Origin of the sequence: Hyphomonas sp., from assembly GCF_041689225.1 — a bacterium.
In the GTDB taxonomy this organism is placed as follows: Bacteria; Pseudomonadota; Alphaproteobacteria; order Caulobacterales; family Hyphomonadaceae; genus Hyphomonas.
Window position 1 is genome coordinate 1 of sequence record NZ_JBDNGN010000105.1, and the last position, 16,117, is coordinate 16,117.

At 61.6% G+C, this 16,117-nt stretch carries 15 protein-coding genes and 2 pseudogenes; 4 read left to right on the plus strand and 13 right to left on the minus strand.

The annotated features are described in order from the left end of the window. Positions 1 to 132, plus strand: a pseudogene (locus ACESNB_RS09705) (IS630 family transposase); the annotation flags it as partial. 290 nt (positions 133 to 422) lie between these two features. On the opposite strand, the gene ACESNB_RS09710 reads toward ACESNB_RS09705, so the two are convergent. The 8 genes and pseudogenes from ACESNB_RS09710 to ACESNB_RS09745 form a co-directional block, all read right to left on the minus strand. Then, positions 423 to 704 carry a YdcH family protein gene (locus ACESNB_RS09710; protein WP_373006710.1) on the minus strand — a complete coding sequence of 94 codons (282 nt, stop codon included), beginning with the start codon at positions 702 to 704 and terminating at the stop codon, positions 423 to 425. A 42-nt stretch (positions 705 to 746) separates the two neighbouring features. Further along, a complete protein-coding gene (locus ACESNB_RS09715; protein WP_373006712.1) occupies positions 747 to 1,283 on the minus strand; it encodes a hypothetical protein in 537 nt (178 codons plus the stop codon). A gap of 80 nt (positions 1,284 to 1,363) precedes the next feature. Beyond that, positions 1,364 to 2,656 (minus strand): adenylosuccinate synthase, encoded by a 1,293-nt coding sequence (locus tag ACESNB_RS09720; protein WP_373006714.1) that lies wholly within the window; start codon positions 2,654 to 2,656, stop codon positions 1,364 to 1,366. Positions 2,657 to 2,758: 102 nt separating this feature from the next. Beyond that, a complete protein-coding gene (locus ACESNB_RS09725) occupies positions 2,759 to 4,228 on the minus strand; it encodes a flavin-containing monooxygenase (RefSeq protein WP_373006716.1) in 1,470 nt (489 codons plus the stop codon). 84 nt (positions 4,229 to 4,312) lie between these two features. Beyond that, on the minus strand, positions 4,313 to 4,891 hold the full coding sequence (locus ACESNB_RS09730) for an acyloxyacyl hydrolase (protein ID WP_373006718.1): 579 nt from the start codon (positions 4,889 to 4,891) through the stop codon (positions 4,313 to 4,315). 69 nt (positions 4,892 to 4,960) lie between these two features. Then, a pseudogene (locus ACESNB_RS09735) lies at positions 4,961 to 5,551 on the minus strand (flavodoxin family protein). Positions 5,552 to 5,648: 97 nt separating this feature from the next. Next, positions 5,649 to 7,244 (minus strand): phosphoglycerate dehydrogenase, encoded by a 1,596-nt coding sequence (gene serA, locus ACESNB_RS09740; protein WP_373006720.1) that lies wholly within the window; start codon positions 7,242 to 7,244, stop codon positions 5,649 to 5,651. Between the two features lie 135 nt (positions 7,245 to 7,379). Continuing rightward, entirely contained in the window at positions 7,380 to 8,543 is a 1,164-nt protein-coding gene (locus ACESNB_RS09745) for a phosphoserine transaminase (RefSeq protein WP_373006722.1), read from the minus strand. A 140-nt stretch (positions 8,544 to 8,683) separates the two neighbouring features. Here ACESNB_RS09745 and ACESNB_RS09750 point away from each other — a divergent pair, with 140 nt between their 5' ends. After that, on the plus strand, positions 8,684 to 9,514 hold the full coding sequence (locus ACESNB_RS09750) for a TauD/TfdA dioxygenase family protein (RefSeq protein WP_373006724.1): 831 nt from the start codon (positions 8,684 to 8,686) through the stop codon (positions 9,512 to 9,514). Here the strand turns inward: ACESNB_RS09750 and ACESNB_RS09755 are convergent. Together ACESNB_RS09755 and ACESNB_RS09760 are read right to left on the minus strand one after the other, a co-directional pair. Beyond that, positions 9,511 to 10,158, minus strand: coding sequence for a lysoplasmalogenase (locus ACESNB_RS09755; protein ID WP_373006726.1), 648 nt, complete (start codon positions 10,156 to 10,158; stop codon positions 9,511 to 9,513). The two genes, ACESNB_RS09750 and ACESNB_RS09755, sit on opposite strands and share 4 nt — an antisense overlap. A gap of 4 nt (positions 10,159 to 10,162) precedes the next feature. Continuing rightward, positions 10,163 to 10,564 (minus strand): YkvA family protein, encoded by a 402-nt coding sequence (locus tag ACESNB_RS09760; RefSeq protein WP_373006728.1) that lies wholly within the window; start codon positions 10,562 to 10,564, stop codon positions 10,163 to 10,165. 66 nt (positions 10,565 to 10,630) lie between these two features. On the opposite strand from ACESNB_RS09760, the gene ACESNB_RS09765 reads away from it, so the two are divergent. Continuing rightward, positions 10,631 to 11,410 (plus strand): SDR family NAD(P)-dependent oxidoreductase, encoded by a 780-nt coding sequence (locus ACESNB_RS09765; RefSeq protein WP_373006730.1) that lies wholly within the window; start codon positions 10,631 to 10,633, stop codon positions 11,408 to 11,410. Between the two features lie 99 nt (positions 11,411 to 11,509). On the opposite strand, the gene ACESNB_RS09770 is transcribed toward ACESNB_RS09765, so the two are convergent. Together ACESNB_RS09770 and ACESNB_RS09775 are read right to left on the minus strand one after the other, a co-directional pair. Then, positions 11,510 to 12,268 carry a VWA domain-containing protein gene (locus tag ACESNB_RS09770; RefSeq protein WP_373006732.1) on the minus strand — a complete coding sequence of 253 codons (759 nt, stop codon included), beginning with the start codon at positions 12,266 to 12,268 and terminating at the stop codon, positions 11,510 to 11,512. A 155-nt stretch (positions 12,269 to 12,423) separates the two neighbouring features. Next, entirely contained in the window at positions 12,424 to 13,314 is an 891-nt protein-coding gene (locus ACESNB_RS09775; RefSeq protein ID WP_373006734.1) for an acyl-CoA desaturase, read from the minus strand. A 218-nt stretch (positions 13,315 to 13,532) separates the two neighbouring features. Here ACESNB_RS09775 and ACESNB_RS09780 point away from each other — a divergent pair, with 218 nt between their 5' ends. Further along, positions 13,533 to 14,660: a hypothetical protein gene (locus tag ACESNB_RS09780; RefSeq protein ID WP_373006736.1), complete on the plus strand. Its 1,128-nt coding sequence runs from the start codon at positions 13,533 to 13,535 to the stop codon at positions 14,658 to 14,660. A gap of 4 nt (positions 14,661 to 14,664) precedes the next feature. Here ACESNB_RS09780 and ACESNB_RS09785 read toward each other — a convergent pair. After that, positions 14,665 to 16,117 (minus strand): AMP-binding protein (locus ACESNB_RS09785; RefSeq protein ID WP_373006738.1); only part of this gene is annotated, 1,453 nt, incomplete at its 5' end.

The following is a 16,117-nucleotide window of genomic DNA, read 5'->3' on the forward strand; positions in this document are numbered from 1 at the left end:
AAAGCTCACTTGCGAGCGGCAGCTGCCCGTACCTTTGACGACATCGTTAAAGCCGTCGGCGACATCTGCTCCCTCTTCACGCCCCAAGAATGCTGGAACTTCTTCAAGGCCATGAACTATGTTGCAGAGTGAGCGTACGGCGCTCTAACAGGACGGCGCCTATCGACAGTGAACAGGCCGCGAGTGTTAACAGGACGTGTAGAATGCCCGGTTTGCGAATGAAGTCATTCAGGCGCGTCTCGCTGCGCTGCTCAGCCCTGACAGGCTTATCAAATACTGAGGACATCATGCTTCCAGGCCTTTTAAACCAGTTCCTGGAAGACCTTATTCACTGTACACTTTGCGATATCTTACTCTGGCTGCGCACGCACAATGGTTAACTTGGCGGTTGCAGCAAGCGCTCGGTTTCCATCCTAGGAAGATCAGGCTTGCAATATCGCGTAGAGTTCGTCCTTGAGGACGATCCGACGCTTTCGCAGCTCCGTCTCGTGGGTTTCGCTCGCCGGCTGGACGCCGCTCTCATGTCGGTGGATATGGCGGTTGACGTCATGATACTCGTCGGCAAGACGCGCAAAATGCGGGTTCGACGTCTTGATTTCATGAATCTTGTCGACCGCTTCGGGAAATTCTGCGGCAAGTTCGTGAGGCGTGTGAGTCGTTTTAGGCTCTCCTGATATGGGGTTTTCACCTCGTATCAGGCCCAATGCCACCTCCCCTGTCACCAAGGGAGTCTGCGAAGGCGCTGCTCAACGCAGCTGGTAATATGTCGTGTAGCTGATGGCGCCCTTTGTCTCGGCAACGGCGCGCTTAAGGCCCGCATAGGTTGTGAGCGTGCAATCAGCATCCAGCTCGAGTTCATTGATCATGTCGATCGGCAGGTCATCACAATCGGGCAGCTTAATGAACAGGCGCTCGCCGACTATTTTGCCCACCGCGTAATTGTAGACATAGCCGCCATCGACACTCTCTTCCGGTGTCGCAACCTGCATCAGGTATTCGTCCGACCCGTCGTCCAGGCTCGCGAACACCAGCCAGAACGTCTCGTCCAGCCAATAGCCATTGGCTTCCTGACGAAGTGTATAATGCTCATAGGCACCTTCGTTTCCGGATCGGTCCCACAGGGTCGGGTCGTCGCTATTCTGGACGTAGGTGTCGGCCAACGTGAAGGCGCCAAGCGGCAGGACGACGTCTTCAGCCGGTATCAGCGCTTCATTCGAACCAAAGGCGCATCCCACGGCAAGAGCACAAAGCGCCGCGGCAAGACAGGTTTTCAAACGAAACATCGGGCATCTCCACGCTCTGGTTCATTGACCCCAGCTAACGCGCACAGCGTTCCAAAATCAATGCCCGATCCAGCCGGTCGTCAGGCTTCGAACGGGTCGCGCATCAGGATGACATCTTCGCGTTCCGGCGACGTCGAGACCAAGGCGCAGGGCTTGCCGACGAGTTCTTCAAGGCGGCGGACGTATTTCACGGCCTCGGCTGGCAGGTCGGCCCAGCTGCGGGCGCCCGCTGTCGAGCCTTTCCAGCCTTCAATGGTTTCGTAGACCGGCTCAACGGCAGCCTGGTCGGTCAGGCCAGCCGGAAAATAGTCGATTTCCTTGCCGTGCAGGCGATAGGCGACGCAAACCTTGATCTCGTCAAAACCGTCGAGCACGTCGAGCTTTGTCAGGGCAAGACCAGTGACGCCGCTCGTGATGCAAGCCTGGCGGACCATCACGCTGTCAAACCAGCCGCAGCGGCGGGCCCGGCCCGTATTGACGCCGACTTCCTTGCCGATACGGCCGAGGCGCTCGCCGATCTCGTCGTGCAGCTCGGTCGGGAACGGGCCGGCGCCGACGCGCGTTGTATATGCCTTGGCGAGGCCCAGAACATAGGAAATCGCGCCCGGCCCGACGCCGGAGCCTGCCGAGGCATTGCCTGCCACGACATTGGAAGAGGTCACGAACGGATAGGTGCCGTGGTCGACGTCGAGCATCACACCCTGGGCGCCCTCGAACAGGATACGCCGACCGCGGCGGACCTGTTCGTCGAGCAGTTTCCAGACCGGCTGCGCATAGGCGAGAATCTGCGGCGCGATCTTCAGGAGATCGGCCTTGAGCTGGGCGCCATCCGGTTCGGGCAGGTCGAGGCCCGTCCGCAGCGGGCGATGGTGCGCCAGCAGCCGCTCGATCTTCATGTCGAGGGCGGCGGGATCGGCAAGATCGGCGACGCGGATGGCGCGGCGACCGACTCGGTCTTCGTACGCCGGGCCGATGCCCCGCTTGGTGGTGCCGATCTGGGCGGCGCCAAGGGCCCCTTCCCGCGCCGCATCGATGTCCTTGTGCCATGGCAGGATCAGCGAGGCATTGTCAGCAAGGACGAGATTGTCAGGCGTGACTTCAACGCCTTGCGCGCGGATTCCGTCAATTTCCGTCAGCATGTGCCACGGATCGACCACTACGCCGTTGCCGATCACCGAGAGCTTGCCCCCTCGCACAAGGCCAGACGGCAGCAGCGCGAGCTTGAACACTTTGCCATCAATGACCAACGTATGGCCGGCATTGTGACCGCCCTGGAAACGCACCACGACATCGGCCCGGCTCGACAGCCAGTCGACGATCTTGCCCTTGCCTTCATCGCCCCATTGGGCGCCTACGACGACGACACCTGACATATAGAACTCCCGTGTTCAGCCGCCGCGACAAGGGCAGGAGTCTGGCCCGAAAAGCAAGGGGCCAGACGCTGTTTTCGAGCGCGTTTTTATGTACTTTCGAACCTACTTGACGAGATCGTAGTCCTCGAGATCGACAGAGGCGACGGCATCCGCATAGGCGCGGGTGTGATCCGACCAGTTCTGGGTGATCTTGCCACCATCGGTCTTGTACCAACTGTTGCAGGCGGGATCGGCCCAGACTGTCTTGCCCAGACGGGCCTGCAGGTCCTTGTTGAACCTGTCCTGCACGGCCCGGTTCGGCGCCATGGCGACGGCGCCCGCTTCGTCCAGCTTGTTCAGAGCCTTGATCGTATACTCGACCTGGCGTTCCAGCATGAAGGTGATCGAATTGTGCCCCAGATTGGTATTCGGCCCGTAGAGGACGAAGAAGTTCGGGAAGTCCGCGACGGTGATGCCGAGATAGGCTTCCGGTCCATCCGCCCAGGTCTCCTCAATCGACACGCCCCCCTGCCCGACGACGTCGACCGACCAGTGCCAGCCGGTGGTCTCGAACCCGGTGGCAAAAACCAGAATGTCATACTCGTGCAGCACGCCGTCCGTGGTACGAATGCCTTCTGGCACGATTTCCGCGATTGGATCGGTGATCAGGTCGACATTGTCGCGCATCAGGGTCGGATAGAAATCATCCGCGATCAGAATGCGACGACAGCCGACAGGATAGTTCGGCGTCAGTTTCTTCCGCAGTTCCGCATCCGGCACCTGCGCGTTCAGATGGTCCGTCGCCTGGCGTGTAAAGAAGGCGCGCCCTTCCGGCGTCCACTGGAATGCCTGCCAGAAGAAATAGTCGGCATTTTCGTAGAGGATGTTGCGGTTGATCGCCGCGAACTCCGCCGCCTTTTCCGGAACCGTGAACATCAGCGCCATTTCTTCCGGCGTGATTTCCCGGTCATTGCGCGGAACCATCCAGTTGGCTGAGCGCTGGAACACGCCGACATTGGATGCTTCCAGCGCGACTTGCGGGATCAGTTGAACGGCGCTGGCCGCCGAGCCCACGACGCCAACGCGCTTGCCCTTGAAGTCGACGGAATGGTCCCAGCCGGCTGAATGCATTTTCGGCCCTTTGAATGTGTCGAGACCGGGAATGTCCGGCCAGAACGGACGGTTGAGCTGGCCAAGGGCACCGATGACGGCATCGGCTTCGATCTTGCGGCCCTTGGTCGTGGTGACAGTCCACTTCTTGTCCGCATCGCTCCAGACAGCCGAGTCCGCGCCTTCATTCAGGTGAAGGTTGGGGCGCAACTGGAAGCGGTCGGTGACCTCCTCGGCATAGGCCTGGATCTCTTCCTGCTGGGGATAAAGCCGTGTCCAGGCCATGGATTGGGCGAAGGAAAGTTGATACAGCGCGACCTGAACATCACAGGCGCAGCCGGGATAGGTATTCGCCGCCCAGGTGCCGCCGACGCGGTCACCCTGTTCCAGCAGGGTGAAATCATATCCGGCTTCCTGCAGCTTGATCGCAGCTGCCAAACCGCCAAGGCCTGCACCGATAACGACAACATGCTTGTCTGGCATCACTTCCTCCTGATTTTTCAGGAGAGAGTGGCAGGAACCTTATTCAGCGCAAGGGGTATCGCAACGCCAAGGCGTGGCGAACGCCTAGTGACCGAAGGCGTAGATGACTCGGACGCCGAGATTGTCGAGGCCCTGGTTGCGTCCGTTACCGATGATCTGACCATGGCTGAGATGCTCATACATGACCTGGCCGCCCCAGCGTTCATTGAAGCTGTAATTCAGGGCGAACGACGTGCGGAACAGGTCGCGCGAGCCGAGAAGGACGTTTTCCTCGGTAAAAGCATCCCCGCGCGGGTCGCCCTGCGGGAACGGGCTTTCCAGCGTGCCGTCATGGATCGCATAGCCTTCGCCGGCTTCGAGCGACCAGTTCTCAGCAAAGTGCCAGTTCCAGACCAGGCCCACCGCACCAAAGCTGGTGTTTCCGGCAGTGTTGGCGCTCGCCATCACATAGGGACGCGGCGCCCAGATGATCGACAGGAAATCCGGCGACTTGAAAACGAGCTCACCGTTGATGTTCGGCCCGTCTTCCTTGTCCGAATTGTTGCAGTCCTGCACGCAAATATTGTGCTGCATGACGCCGAGACGCGCCTCGTCGAGAAGGTCGGCGGAGGCCTGGCCTGCGAAAGCCAGGATACAAGAAAAACTGAGTATGGCGCGGTGCATGGTGATTCCCCCAATAGGCGTGTTCGACCCGAACAAGGGCCTAAACACCACGCCGTCAACCTGGTTCCGTCAAGCCTTGCCACGAACCCAGCGAAGGGTGGCTTCGGAGACACGCTGTCCGAACATTTCCGCAGTCTCAAGGTCGAAGCGGTCGGGGGTCTGTTCGGCCGGCAGGTCGGTCAGCGACTTCACGCCGAGGCCAAGCGTGAAGCTCACGCGGTTGTGCAAGGCATTGATATCCTTGGTGGAGGCATTGTAGCCGGGCATCATGCCGGTGCCGACCCAGACCATGCCATGCTGGGCCGCGAGGGTCGAAAACTGCTGCAGGGTCGAGGACTTGTCGCCGTAGAGCGAGCCGGAATTGGTAAACCCGGCGGCTATCTTGTCTTTCCAGCCATGTGTGAATCAGGCCTTGGAACTGGCTTCCATGAATTGCTTAAACACCGCGGACGCAGAGCCCATATAGGTCGGCGCGCCGAAAATTGTCGCGTCAGCGGCCCTGAGTTCATTCCATGGGCCGGCATCCGGACTGGTGAGATCATCGGCCTTGTAAAGGGTGACGTCGGCACCCGGCAGATCCCGGGCGCCAATGCGAACATGCTCAGCCACTTTGCCGGTGTGGCCGAAGCCGGAATGATAGACGATAGCGATCTTTGCCATCTGAGGCTCCTTTTGTGTCTGGAGCCCTTAACTGGAGGCGGGCTGCCTCAATGACAGCCCGCCCCGATTGCATCTCAATTATTCAGGCCTGGATGGCCTAGAAAGTCAGGACTTTGGCGTAGCGCACCTGAGGCAGCGCCTCGAGCTTCGTCACGAACGAATCCCCGGGCACAGAATCGATACCGATCAGGGCAATCGCTTCGCCTCCGGCTTCTGTGCGCCCGAGGTGGAAGGTCGCGATATTGACCTTCGCCTCGCCCAACATCTGGCCAAGGGCGCCAATAAAGCCCGGCTTGTCGAGATTGTTGACGTAAAGCGTGACCGGCGAGAAATCGCCCTCCAACGCCATGCCCTTGACCTCGACGATACGCGGTTGCCCGGCGATGAGCGTTCCGGCGAGCGTCCGCCAGCCGCCTTCCGGGGCATTCTTCGTCGCCTTGGTCTTCACCTTGACGCGGATCAGGCTGTCATAGACGGGGCTGACCTCAGTCTTGGTTTCGGTCAGCTTGACGCCGCTGTCGGCGAGGATCGCCGGGGCCGACACCATGTTCACATCGCCGCGCGACGCGCGCAGCAGGCCAGCCAGCAAGGCTGCGGTCAGCGGCTTGCGGTTGAGGTCTGCGACCTCGCCCTCATATTCGATGACCACTTCCTCATAGCCATAGTCCGAGATCTGCCCGGCGAAGGAGCCGAGCTTCTCGGCGAGGCCTGCGAACGGCTTTATGCGCGGGGCTTCCTCGGCGGTGATCGACGGCATGTTGAGCGCGTTGGTGACGGCGCCCGACAGGAGATAGTCCGACATCTGCTCGGCGACCTGAAGCGCGACATTTTCCTGGGCTTCGCTGGTTGCTGCGCCAAGGTGTGGCGTGGCAATGAAGTTCTTCTTGCCGAACAGGATGTTTTCCTTGGCCGGCTCCACCGCGAACACATCAAAAGCCGCACCCGCAAGGTGGCCGCTTTCGAGCATCTCGGCGACAGCCTCTTCGTCAACCAGGCCGCCGCGGGCGCAGTTGACCAGGATCAGGCCCTTCTTCGTCTTGGCGAGGTTTTCGCGTGAGAGTACGTTGCGGGTCTGGTCTGTCAGCGGCACGTGCAGCGTGATCACGTCGGCGCGCTTCAGCAGGTCTTCCAGTTCGACCTTCTCGACGCCCAGTTCGACAGCGCGTTCCTCCGTCAGGAACGGGTCATAGGCCACGACTTTCATCTTCAGGCCGATGGCGCGTTCGGCGACGCGGCTGCCGATATTACCGCAACCGATCAGGCCCAGCGTCTTGTAGCTGACCTCGATCCCCATATAGCCGGACTTTGGCCATTTGCCAGCTTGCGTCTCGGCGTTGGCGGCCGGGATCTGCCGGGCGGCGGCGAACATCATGGCAATGGCATGCTCAGCCGTGGTGATGGCGTTGCCGAAGGGCGTGTTCATGACCACGACGCCCTTGGCGGTCGCCTCCTTGATGTCGATATTGTCAACGCCGATACCGGCGCGGCCAATGACTTTCAGGTTCTTGGCCGCCGCGATCACGTCAGCATTCGGCTTGCAGGCCGAACGGACGACAAGGCCGTCATATTCAGCGATTTCCTTGATCAGGTCTTCCGTATTCAAACCAACCTTGGTGACGGTTTCGATGCCGCGCGCGTGGAAGATTTCAACAGCGGCGGGGGAGAGTTTGTCTCCGATGAGGACTTTGGGCATTTCGGTTTCTCTTTGTGATTCGGGGCGCGTGGCCCGGCTCTCCTTTGACGTCGCTCAGGATGAGCCTGCTTATGGGGATTTCCGAGCGCCCTCATCCTGAGCGAAGCTGAAGGACGAGGGCGCGGGAGAAAGCGCTTAGAGGCTGGCGGCTTCTTCGGCGAAGGCCCAGTCGAGCCACGGCGTCAGCGCCGCGACATTCGACGGCTCAACCGATCCACCGCACCAGATGCGCAGGCCCGGAGGGGCCTTGGCATAACCGGCTGCATCGAAGCAGGCGTTTTCGGTTTCGAGGCGCTTCATCATGCGCTTGACGAAATCGCGCTGGCCGGCCTCATCCATGCTTGCGACACGCGGATCGGTGATCCTGAACGTGACGCCCGTGTTCGAACGCACAGAGGCGTCCGGGCAGAGGAAGTCGACCCAGTCGGTTTTGGCGACCCAGTCGGTCAGCGTAGCGAGGCTCTCATTGGAGCGCTTCTGGAGCCCCTTCCAGCCGCCAAGGCTCTCGCACCAGTCGAGCGCCTGAAGATAGTCTTCGACGCACAGCATGCTTGGCGTGTTGATCGTCGCGCCCTCGAACAGGGCTTCGTCGATCTTGCCGCCCTTGGTCATGCGGAACAGTTTCGGCAGGGCACGGTCCGGCGTGTAGCTTTCGAGACGGGCAACGGCGCGGGGGCTGAGCACCAGCATGCCGTGGGCGGCTTCCCCGCCGAGGCATTTTTGCCAGCTATATGTGATGACATCGAGCTTTTCCCATTCGATGTCCTGCGCGAAGGCGGCGGATGTTGCATCACAGATAACGACGCGGTCAGGGTTTGGCTTGATCCAGTCCGCATTCGGGACGCGCACACCGGATGTGGTGCCGTTCCAGGTGAAGATGATGTCGGCATCGTCGCGCGCCTTTTCGAAGGGCGGCAGCTCGCCATACTCACCGACATAGGTGTTGCAGTTTTCAAGCTTCAATTGCTTGGTGGCGTCGGTCACCCAATCCTGGCCGAAGCTTTCCCAAGCGAACACGTCGACCGGTTTCGCGCCGAGCATGGACCACATGCACATCTCGACTGCACCGGTGTCAGAAGCGGGCACAATGGCAACGCGGTAATCGTCAGGAATGCCGAGGATCGCCTTGGAGCGATCAATCGCGGCCTTCAGCTTCTTCTTCGCATCGCCGGAACGGTGCGAACGGCCAAGGGCGGCAGTTTCAAGTTTTTGAAGGGAAAATCCGGGACGTTTTGCCGTCGGGCCGGATGAAAAATGTGTGCATGCTGGCAGCACGCCGGGTTTGGCGGTAGTCGTCATCTGTTTTACTCCTATCCTCACAGATAGGCTGCATGCCGTTGGGGGCATGTGGCCCGCCGCGTCTGTCTCATATTTCGCCTCGGGGCGCAAACGACATTCTTGCATCGCCCCCCTGCCGATGGTTCACTCGCAACATGAGCATGACTATCCAGCCTCTTACCGGCACACTCGGCGCAGAAATCCACGGCGTGGACCTGAGACAAGACCTGTCGAATTCAGAGTTCGACGCCGTCCATCAGGCCTTCCTCGATTTCAAGGTCATCATCCTGCGCGGCCAGCACGGCTTGACGCCGGACCAGCACAAGGCCTTCGCCCGCCGCTTCGGCACGCTGAACATCCACCCCTACGTGAAGGGCATGAACGGCCACCCGGAACTGCTGGAAATCATCAAGGAGCCGGAAGAAAAGACCAATTTCGGCGGCGGCTGGCATTCCGACATGAGTTTCCTGGAGGAACCTGCCCTCGGCTCCATCCTGCATGCGCTCGAAGTGCCGCCCTATGGCGGGGACACGCTGTTCGCCGACCAGCAGGCGGCCTATGACCGCCTCTCTCCCGGCCTGCAAAAGACACTGGCGGGCATGACCGCTGTCCATACGGCCAGCAAGGAATATGGCGCCGACGGCTATTCTGCCGCCGTCCGCCAGTCGATGGATGCCACCGCCGCGCCCGACGCACCCGAATATGAGCACCCGGTCGTGCGGACGCATCCGGAAACGGGCCGCAAGGGACTTTACGTGAACCCGGCCTTCACGCTGCGCTTTGCCGGCTGGAGCCGCAAGGAAAGCCGGCCCCTGCTGAACTATCTGTTCGACCTATCAAAGGAAGAGCGTAGCATCTGCCGCATACGCTGGCAGGCAGGCGACGTCACCATGTGGGACAATCGCTGCGTCTGGCATTATGCCCTCAATGATTATCACGGCCACCGCCGCCACATGCGCCGCGCCACGATCGACGGCGACAGACCGCGCTAGGCCAGCGCGTTCAACATACCCCAGGCGATCAGGGCCTGACCACCGAAATAGAGCGTCCAGACGCCAAGCGATGAGACCGTGCCAACCGGCTGGTCCGCGGGCTTGCGAAAGAGCTGTAGCGACAGGATCATGTCTGAGGCGATGAACATGATCGCGCCCAGCGTGACCGGCCAGTAGACAGGATCGAGCCTCAGGGCCGCCGCGCCCATCATCAGGATGACCGCGGTATAGGCAAAGACCGGCCAGCGCATTTCGCCCAGCCAGGGCGACAGCCAGCGCGCAAAACCCGCCCCGGCGAACACGAGGACAACCTGCGCGGACGAATTGAGAATATCGCGCGGCGTCGCCTCCAGCCCCCAGAACAGGGCGACATAGGTCGCATGGGCAAGGAAGAAGGCTGCCATGCCGGGCTTCAGCCAGCGCTCGCCTTCGAGGGCGAGAAAAGCATCCCCGGCGGAGCTCAGGGCCAGCGCGGCCACGAGCAGCACAGGGCTGCCAGCCAGATAGGCCCATAGCGCCAACAGGGCCGTCGACCCGGTCTTAACCAGCAGGGCGACGGGCCCCTTCCCGCGATAGCAGAACGCCGCGCCGTAAACCAAACCGAGCGCCAGCGCGCCGAAAAGTGAGATTTGTGCCCCGTCCATATGCCTATTCCTGATCCTTGACCGGTTCGGGCAGGCGCAGCAGGCGCCGGGCCATGCGGCGGTGACGTTCTTTCACATACATGCCGACCACGCCGAGCGCAGTGGCCAGAACGGTTGCGTCATCGGTAAATCCCAGACCGACAATCATGTCCGGCAGCAAATCCGCGGGCATCACGAAATAGGCAACGGCGGCATACAGTACGGCCTTCGCCTTAATCGGCGTCAGCGGATCGCGGGCCGCATACCAGGCGGCAACCAGATCATCGGCGAACGGGACCCGGCTGATGACCCGCATCAGCTTGGGAACAAGGCCGCGCGACACGCGCGCGTCGCGCTCGATGCTCTTTGGCAGGTACGTGCCGTCCTTGCCGCGAACCGTATTTATAATTTCCGCTGCGTCAGTCATTGCGAACTCCTCAGACCATTATAGACACAGGCCCAGTCTCACGAAAACCAGGGAGGGCAGTGCCCCATGAAAATCGATTCCAGCATATCCGCCGTCATTACGGGCGGCGCGTCCGGCCTCGGCGCAGCGACCGCGCGCAAGCTTGCCGGCATGGGCGCGAAAGTCGCCTTGTTCGACCTCAATGCCGAAAAAGGCGAAGCGCTCGCCAAGGAACTCGGCGGTGTCTTCTGCGAGGTCAACGTGACCGACGATGCGTCGGTCGATGCCGGCTTTGCCAAATCCCGCGCCGCCATCGGCCAGGAACGTATCCTGATCAACTGCGCCGGCACTGGCAACGCGATCAAGACGGCCAGCCGTGACAAGAAGACAGGCGAGATCAGCCACTTCCCGCTCGACAAGTTCAACATGATTATCCAGATAAACCTTGTCGGCACGTTCCGCTGTATCGCCAAATCGGCCGCGGGCATGATGACGCTCGACCCGGTCGACGGCGAGCGCGGCGCAATCGTCAACACGGCCTCCGTGGCGGCTGAAGACGGCCAGATCGGCCAGGCCTCCTATTCTGCTTCCAAGGGCGGCGTTGTCGGCATGACCCTGCCAATCGCGCGCGATCTCAGCCGTGAACTGATCCGGGTCAACACAATCCTGCCCGGCATCTTCGATACGCCCCTGCTGGCCGGTGCTCCCGAGCCCGTACGCCAGGCGCTTGGCGCACAGGTGCCGCACCCTGCCCGCCTCGGCAATCCAGACGAATACGCCTCGCTGGCCGTGGAAATGTGCCGCAACGGCTACTTCAACGGTGAAGACGTCCGCCTTGACGGCGCGATCCGCATGGCGCCGCGCTGAACCCAGTTGCAGCGAAAAAACAAAGCCCGTCCGGAGCAATCCGGGCGGGCTTTTTTCTTCAGGACGAGTGACCGGAAGGCTGGGCCGCCCCGAAGCCAGTTACTGGCCCGTCCGATCCTTGACGTCTTCCTCGCCGGCAGTCGCGCGGTCTGATTCATCAAAAACGATTTCGGCTTCCTCGCCCTTGCCATAGGCGCGCGATTTCTTGGCGAGCGCCGACATCGATTCCTGCATGCGGCCCTGGCCGACAGCCATGGTCTTCGAGGCGCTCATGCCGACGGCATCGGCATCACCGAAGCTGGCAAATTCAGCGCCCAGGAAGACGACTTCCCAACCATTGGCCTTGGCCCGGTCGAGCGCGGCTTTCGCACCGTCTCGGGTGATTTCCTTGGACGAGTTTTCGTATCCGTCGGTCATGATGACGATGACGGCCTTTTCCGGCTTGTCCGCTTCGGCGAGTGACACGACCCGGCCGATGGCATCGAACAGGGGCGTCATGCCGCGCGGATTGGCTTCGTCATTGGTGACATCGATCCATGTCTCGGACGTCACGCCCTTGCGGAGCACGTCAAACTGCAGCGATTCCTGGTAGTCGAACACGGCGAGCGTCACCGCCGTCTTGATGTCGGCGCCTTCGATCTCGCCTTCATCGGCCTCGCCGACACTGGCGGCATAGGCGTTCACTGAGCCGAGCGCCTCGTCCCAGATGTCGCTCATCGAGCCGGTGCGGTCGAGCAGGATGTAGGAGTGTACCGAGCCTGCGGTCGGGGTGGGGTCCGGGGCCGGCTTGGCGGCGGCGGGGAGGACCATGGCGAGGCCGAGGCCGGTCATGGCGAGTGTCAGGAGTGTGGATTTCATCGGGGCGTCCCTTCCCTGTTGCATCGGCTCCCCAGCCTTCGGTCCGGGCAAAGATTGCTGAAGATTGGGGCGCACCTGTGGCCGACCTGTGCCGAAGCCAAGAAAAAGCCCGCCTTTTGAAAGGCGGGCTGGTTCAGCTGGAATTCATAAAACGGTCAGGCGAACTGCGGCGCGATCTTCAGGTTCTTGACCCAGCCGATTTTTTCAAAGGCGAGCAGGATGGTGCCATTATAGTCGACGATCCGGTTCCAGACGCCCTTGCGGGGGCGATGCAGGGCGCTTTGGGGCGCGTCATGGTGGTGGTCGTGGAAGGCTTCGCCGCCGGTCAGCAGGGCCATCAGGTGATCGGCCCAGATCGGCGTCTTGAGGTGGCCGAGCACGTTGATGCCATAGACCGTGGCGTGGAACTGTATGGCACGACCGATGACGACGCTGGCATGGATGATCGCGGTGAGCACGAGCGACCCGCCTGTGGCCCACACGATCAGATAGATCACAGCCGGAATGACCAGATGCACGACAAGGCTCAGCTCGTTGTAGAACCGGTCCATCCAGACGATCACGGGCTGGTCTTTCAGCCACATCGCGATCGGGCGGTCAGTGTCCTGCTTGTCGCGCCAGAGAATCCAGCCGACCCAGGCCCAGCGCTTGGACTCGAAGGGATTGTGCGGGTCGCCGGGCGCGTCCGCAAAGCGATGGTGCTGGGAATGATAGTTGACCCAGTCCTTCACATTGCCCTGCATGGCCAGCATCAAGTTCATCATCGTCAGGAACTGCGCAGGCGCCTTCAACTCACCCGCGCGGTGCTGGAGGATGCGGTGCAGCGGCCCGATGCCGAGATTGCACATGAAGACGGAGAGGACGACGACGCCGAAGGCCAGCGGGAAATACCACCAGCGCAGTGTCAGCTCGCTGAGCACGATGCCAAGCACGACCATGGTCGTGAACAGGGCGACGCCGAGGGCCGGATATCCAAAGGCGGAAAAGAAACTTGCCCCATTGAACGTCTTCCACGTTTTCGGGATGGCCAGCGAACGAGGTATCATATGTGTTGTCTCCCAAACGGCCGACGGGCCCGTGCGTTCTGCAAGGCATTCTCAGGCCGGGCCTATTAACACTTACTTAAGGCCCGTCAGGCCTTCCGGAAAGGTCTAATCCTCAGCCCTGACACAGGTGTGATGCGTGGGGGTGACGCGCATGCAAAGTTTCGGGTAAATGCACAAATACTGGCGAATCCGAAAGCTTGATAATGGGAGGCGACCACATGTCCGATGAACGTCGTCTCTCGTCGGTCAAGCGGCTCGGCGAGCTCGGTCTCGATCTCGAGGCCAGCCAGGACGAGACGCTGCTCAAAATCCTGTGCGTTCTGACAGAGGAGTGCAGGGCGACCGAGGAAAACAGTCTTTCCCTCGACCTGAGGAAGTACACTTTCCGGTGCAGCAATTGTAATGAGCATGGGTCGTTCGAAGACCTGGTTCGAAGGCTTGAAAGCTCCGAGATCACATTTGGGCGTATTTCGCCTCCAGATGATGAACAGGAATTCGGTGTCGCACTCCGGGCTCAACCCGGCGCTGTAGCGTCATCTGGACCCAAGGTGCATTTGCTCGGTGCGGTCGACCGTGTGCCTCCGCGGCCTCCCCGCCCGCATCGCAATCTTGGCGAGCGGATCATCATCACCCTGCTGGCGCTTGTCTTCCTTGGCGCGGGGCTCAGTGCCGCGGCCCTGTCAGGCTTTGCCAATTACCAAGCGTTTTCCAGTTCGGTGGCCGATCCGCTGCAGGCGAGGATCTGGGGCTGGACCGGGGTGATTGCGGCCGTGATCTCGTTCGGCGGCTTCACCTTCTTCTACTGGCACACCGCCAACAAGCGCATGAAGGAAGGTGTCCGCGCCTTGCTCTTTGCGCTGGCCGGCGCCGGCACCAGCATTCTCGGCACGCAGATGTATATCGCTGCCAACAACCAGGCTTCCGAGGCCGAGATCACAACGGCAGGGTCAAACCGTACCCTGCTGGAACAACAGCTGGGCGACTGGCGGGTCCAGTTGGCCGGCATCCCGCCGGAAACGCGCTCTGTCGAAGGACTGGAAGCCTACATTTCGGAAGTCGAACGCGTCGGGCGCACGGAACAGAAACCCTATCGCGATGCGCAGAACGAGCTCGGCCTCGCCCGCCGCCGTGACGACCTGCAGGCCAAGATCGAAGCGGCGAATGCCGAACTGCTCGGCAAGGGCGATGGCGACATCCTGATCGAGGCGCAGGCGCGAGCCGCCATCCCGAGCTGGTTCTTCGCCGGCATGCTGGAGCTTTTCTCGAGCCAGGGCACGAGTATCGGGCTGGTCGCCCTGCTGATCCTGTATACGAAACGCCGCGACGTGCCTGAGCCCGACGCCTGACGCGTCAGCCCGCCGTTTCTGCCTGGGTCAGCCGCGTCTCGCGCAGCGCCTTGCGGCGCACCTTGCCGGCATCGTCGCGCAGGGGTTCGCACACCCATTCGATGGAACGCGGGATCTTGTAGCGCACAAGGCGTTCGGCGAGGTGGGCGAGCAGGGCCGCCTCATCTGTCTTGCCTTCCGGGAAATCGACGATGGCATGCAGGCGCGCGCCGAGGTCTTCATCGGGCAGGCCGATGACAGCAGACGAGCGCACGCCGGGAAAGGCATCAAGCGCGGCTTCGACTTCCGCCGGATAGATGTTCGCGCCGCCCGACAGGATCATGTCTGACAGGCGGTCGGAGAGGTAGAGGAATCCTTCGGCATCCATCCAGCCAAGATCGCCGAGGCTTTCCCAGCCGCCTTCGATGATCTTGGCTTCGGCGCCAAGGTATTCATAGGTCGTGCCTGGCCCCGAATGCGGGCGCATATAGACTTCGCCGACCTCGCCGGGCGGCAGCGTCTCGCCATTCTCGCCGACGATCTTCATCTCGCAGGTCTCCACGGGCCGCCCGACCGAGCCGCGATGGGTGAGCCAGTCGGCGCCCTGGATCGTGGTCGACCCCTGCCCTTCCGTGCCACCATAGAGTTCCCATATAACGTCGGCGCCGAGCCACTCGATAAAGGCCTCTTTCAGCCAGGCCGGGCAGGGCGCGGCGAGGTGCCAGACCGCGCGCAGGCTGGACAGGTCATAAGTCGTGCGCACCTCTTCGGGCAGGGCCCAGATGCGCCGCATCATGGTCGGCACGAGATAGGCAATATCGACGCCCATCGTCTCGATGCGCTCCAGCACCTGTTCGGCATCGAACCGCGTCGTGATGACAATCGTACAGCCCTTGAACAGAGCGATCATGGCCCAGAGGAAAGGGCCATTGTGATATAGTGGACCGGGGATCAGCATGGTCCCCTGATTGGTGATCTCGAGATAGGCGTCATCCGGGTCCCAAGCGGCGGGCAGTTTCGACACGATCAGTTTCGGCCGCCCGGTCGAGCCGCCGGATGTCATGGCCTTAAAGGATTTGGCCGTGCGCTCCGGCAGGGGCGCGTCGGACCGGCCGGCGTCGGGCGCAAAGTCCTTCTGCAGGCAGGGCGTCGGGGCATACTCTTCTGCGTCGACACCGACCACGAGCGTGGGCTTGCCCAACTCGATGATCTGGTCGCGTTCGAACTTGGGCAGCTTGGCCGAGATCGGCTGCGGCGTGGCGCCGAGTTTCCACGTGGCGAGGCACGCTTCGACAAATTCGCAGCCATTCGGCAGGGCGATGGTGACAAAATCATCGGCCTTGACCCCCAGCGCCTGATAGGCCCGGGCCAGCCGGTTGGTGCGGGCCTCAAGTTCGGCCCATGTGCGCCGGTCGCCGAGATGGTCGAGCGCGACCCGGTCCGGCTGTTGCTGCGCCCAATGCGCCACGATGCGTGAA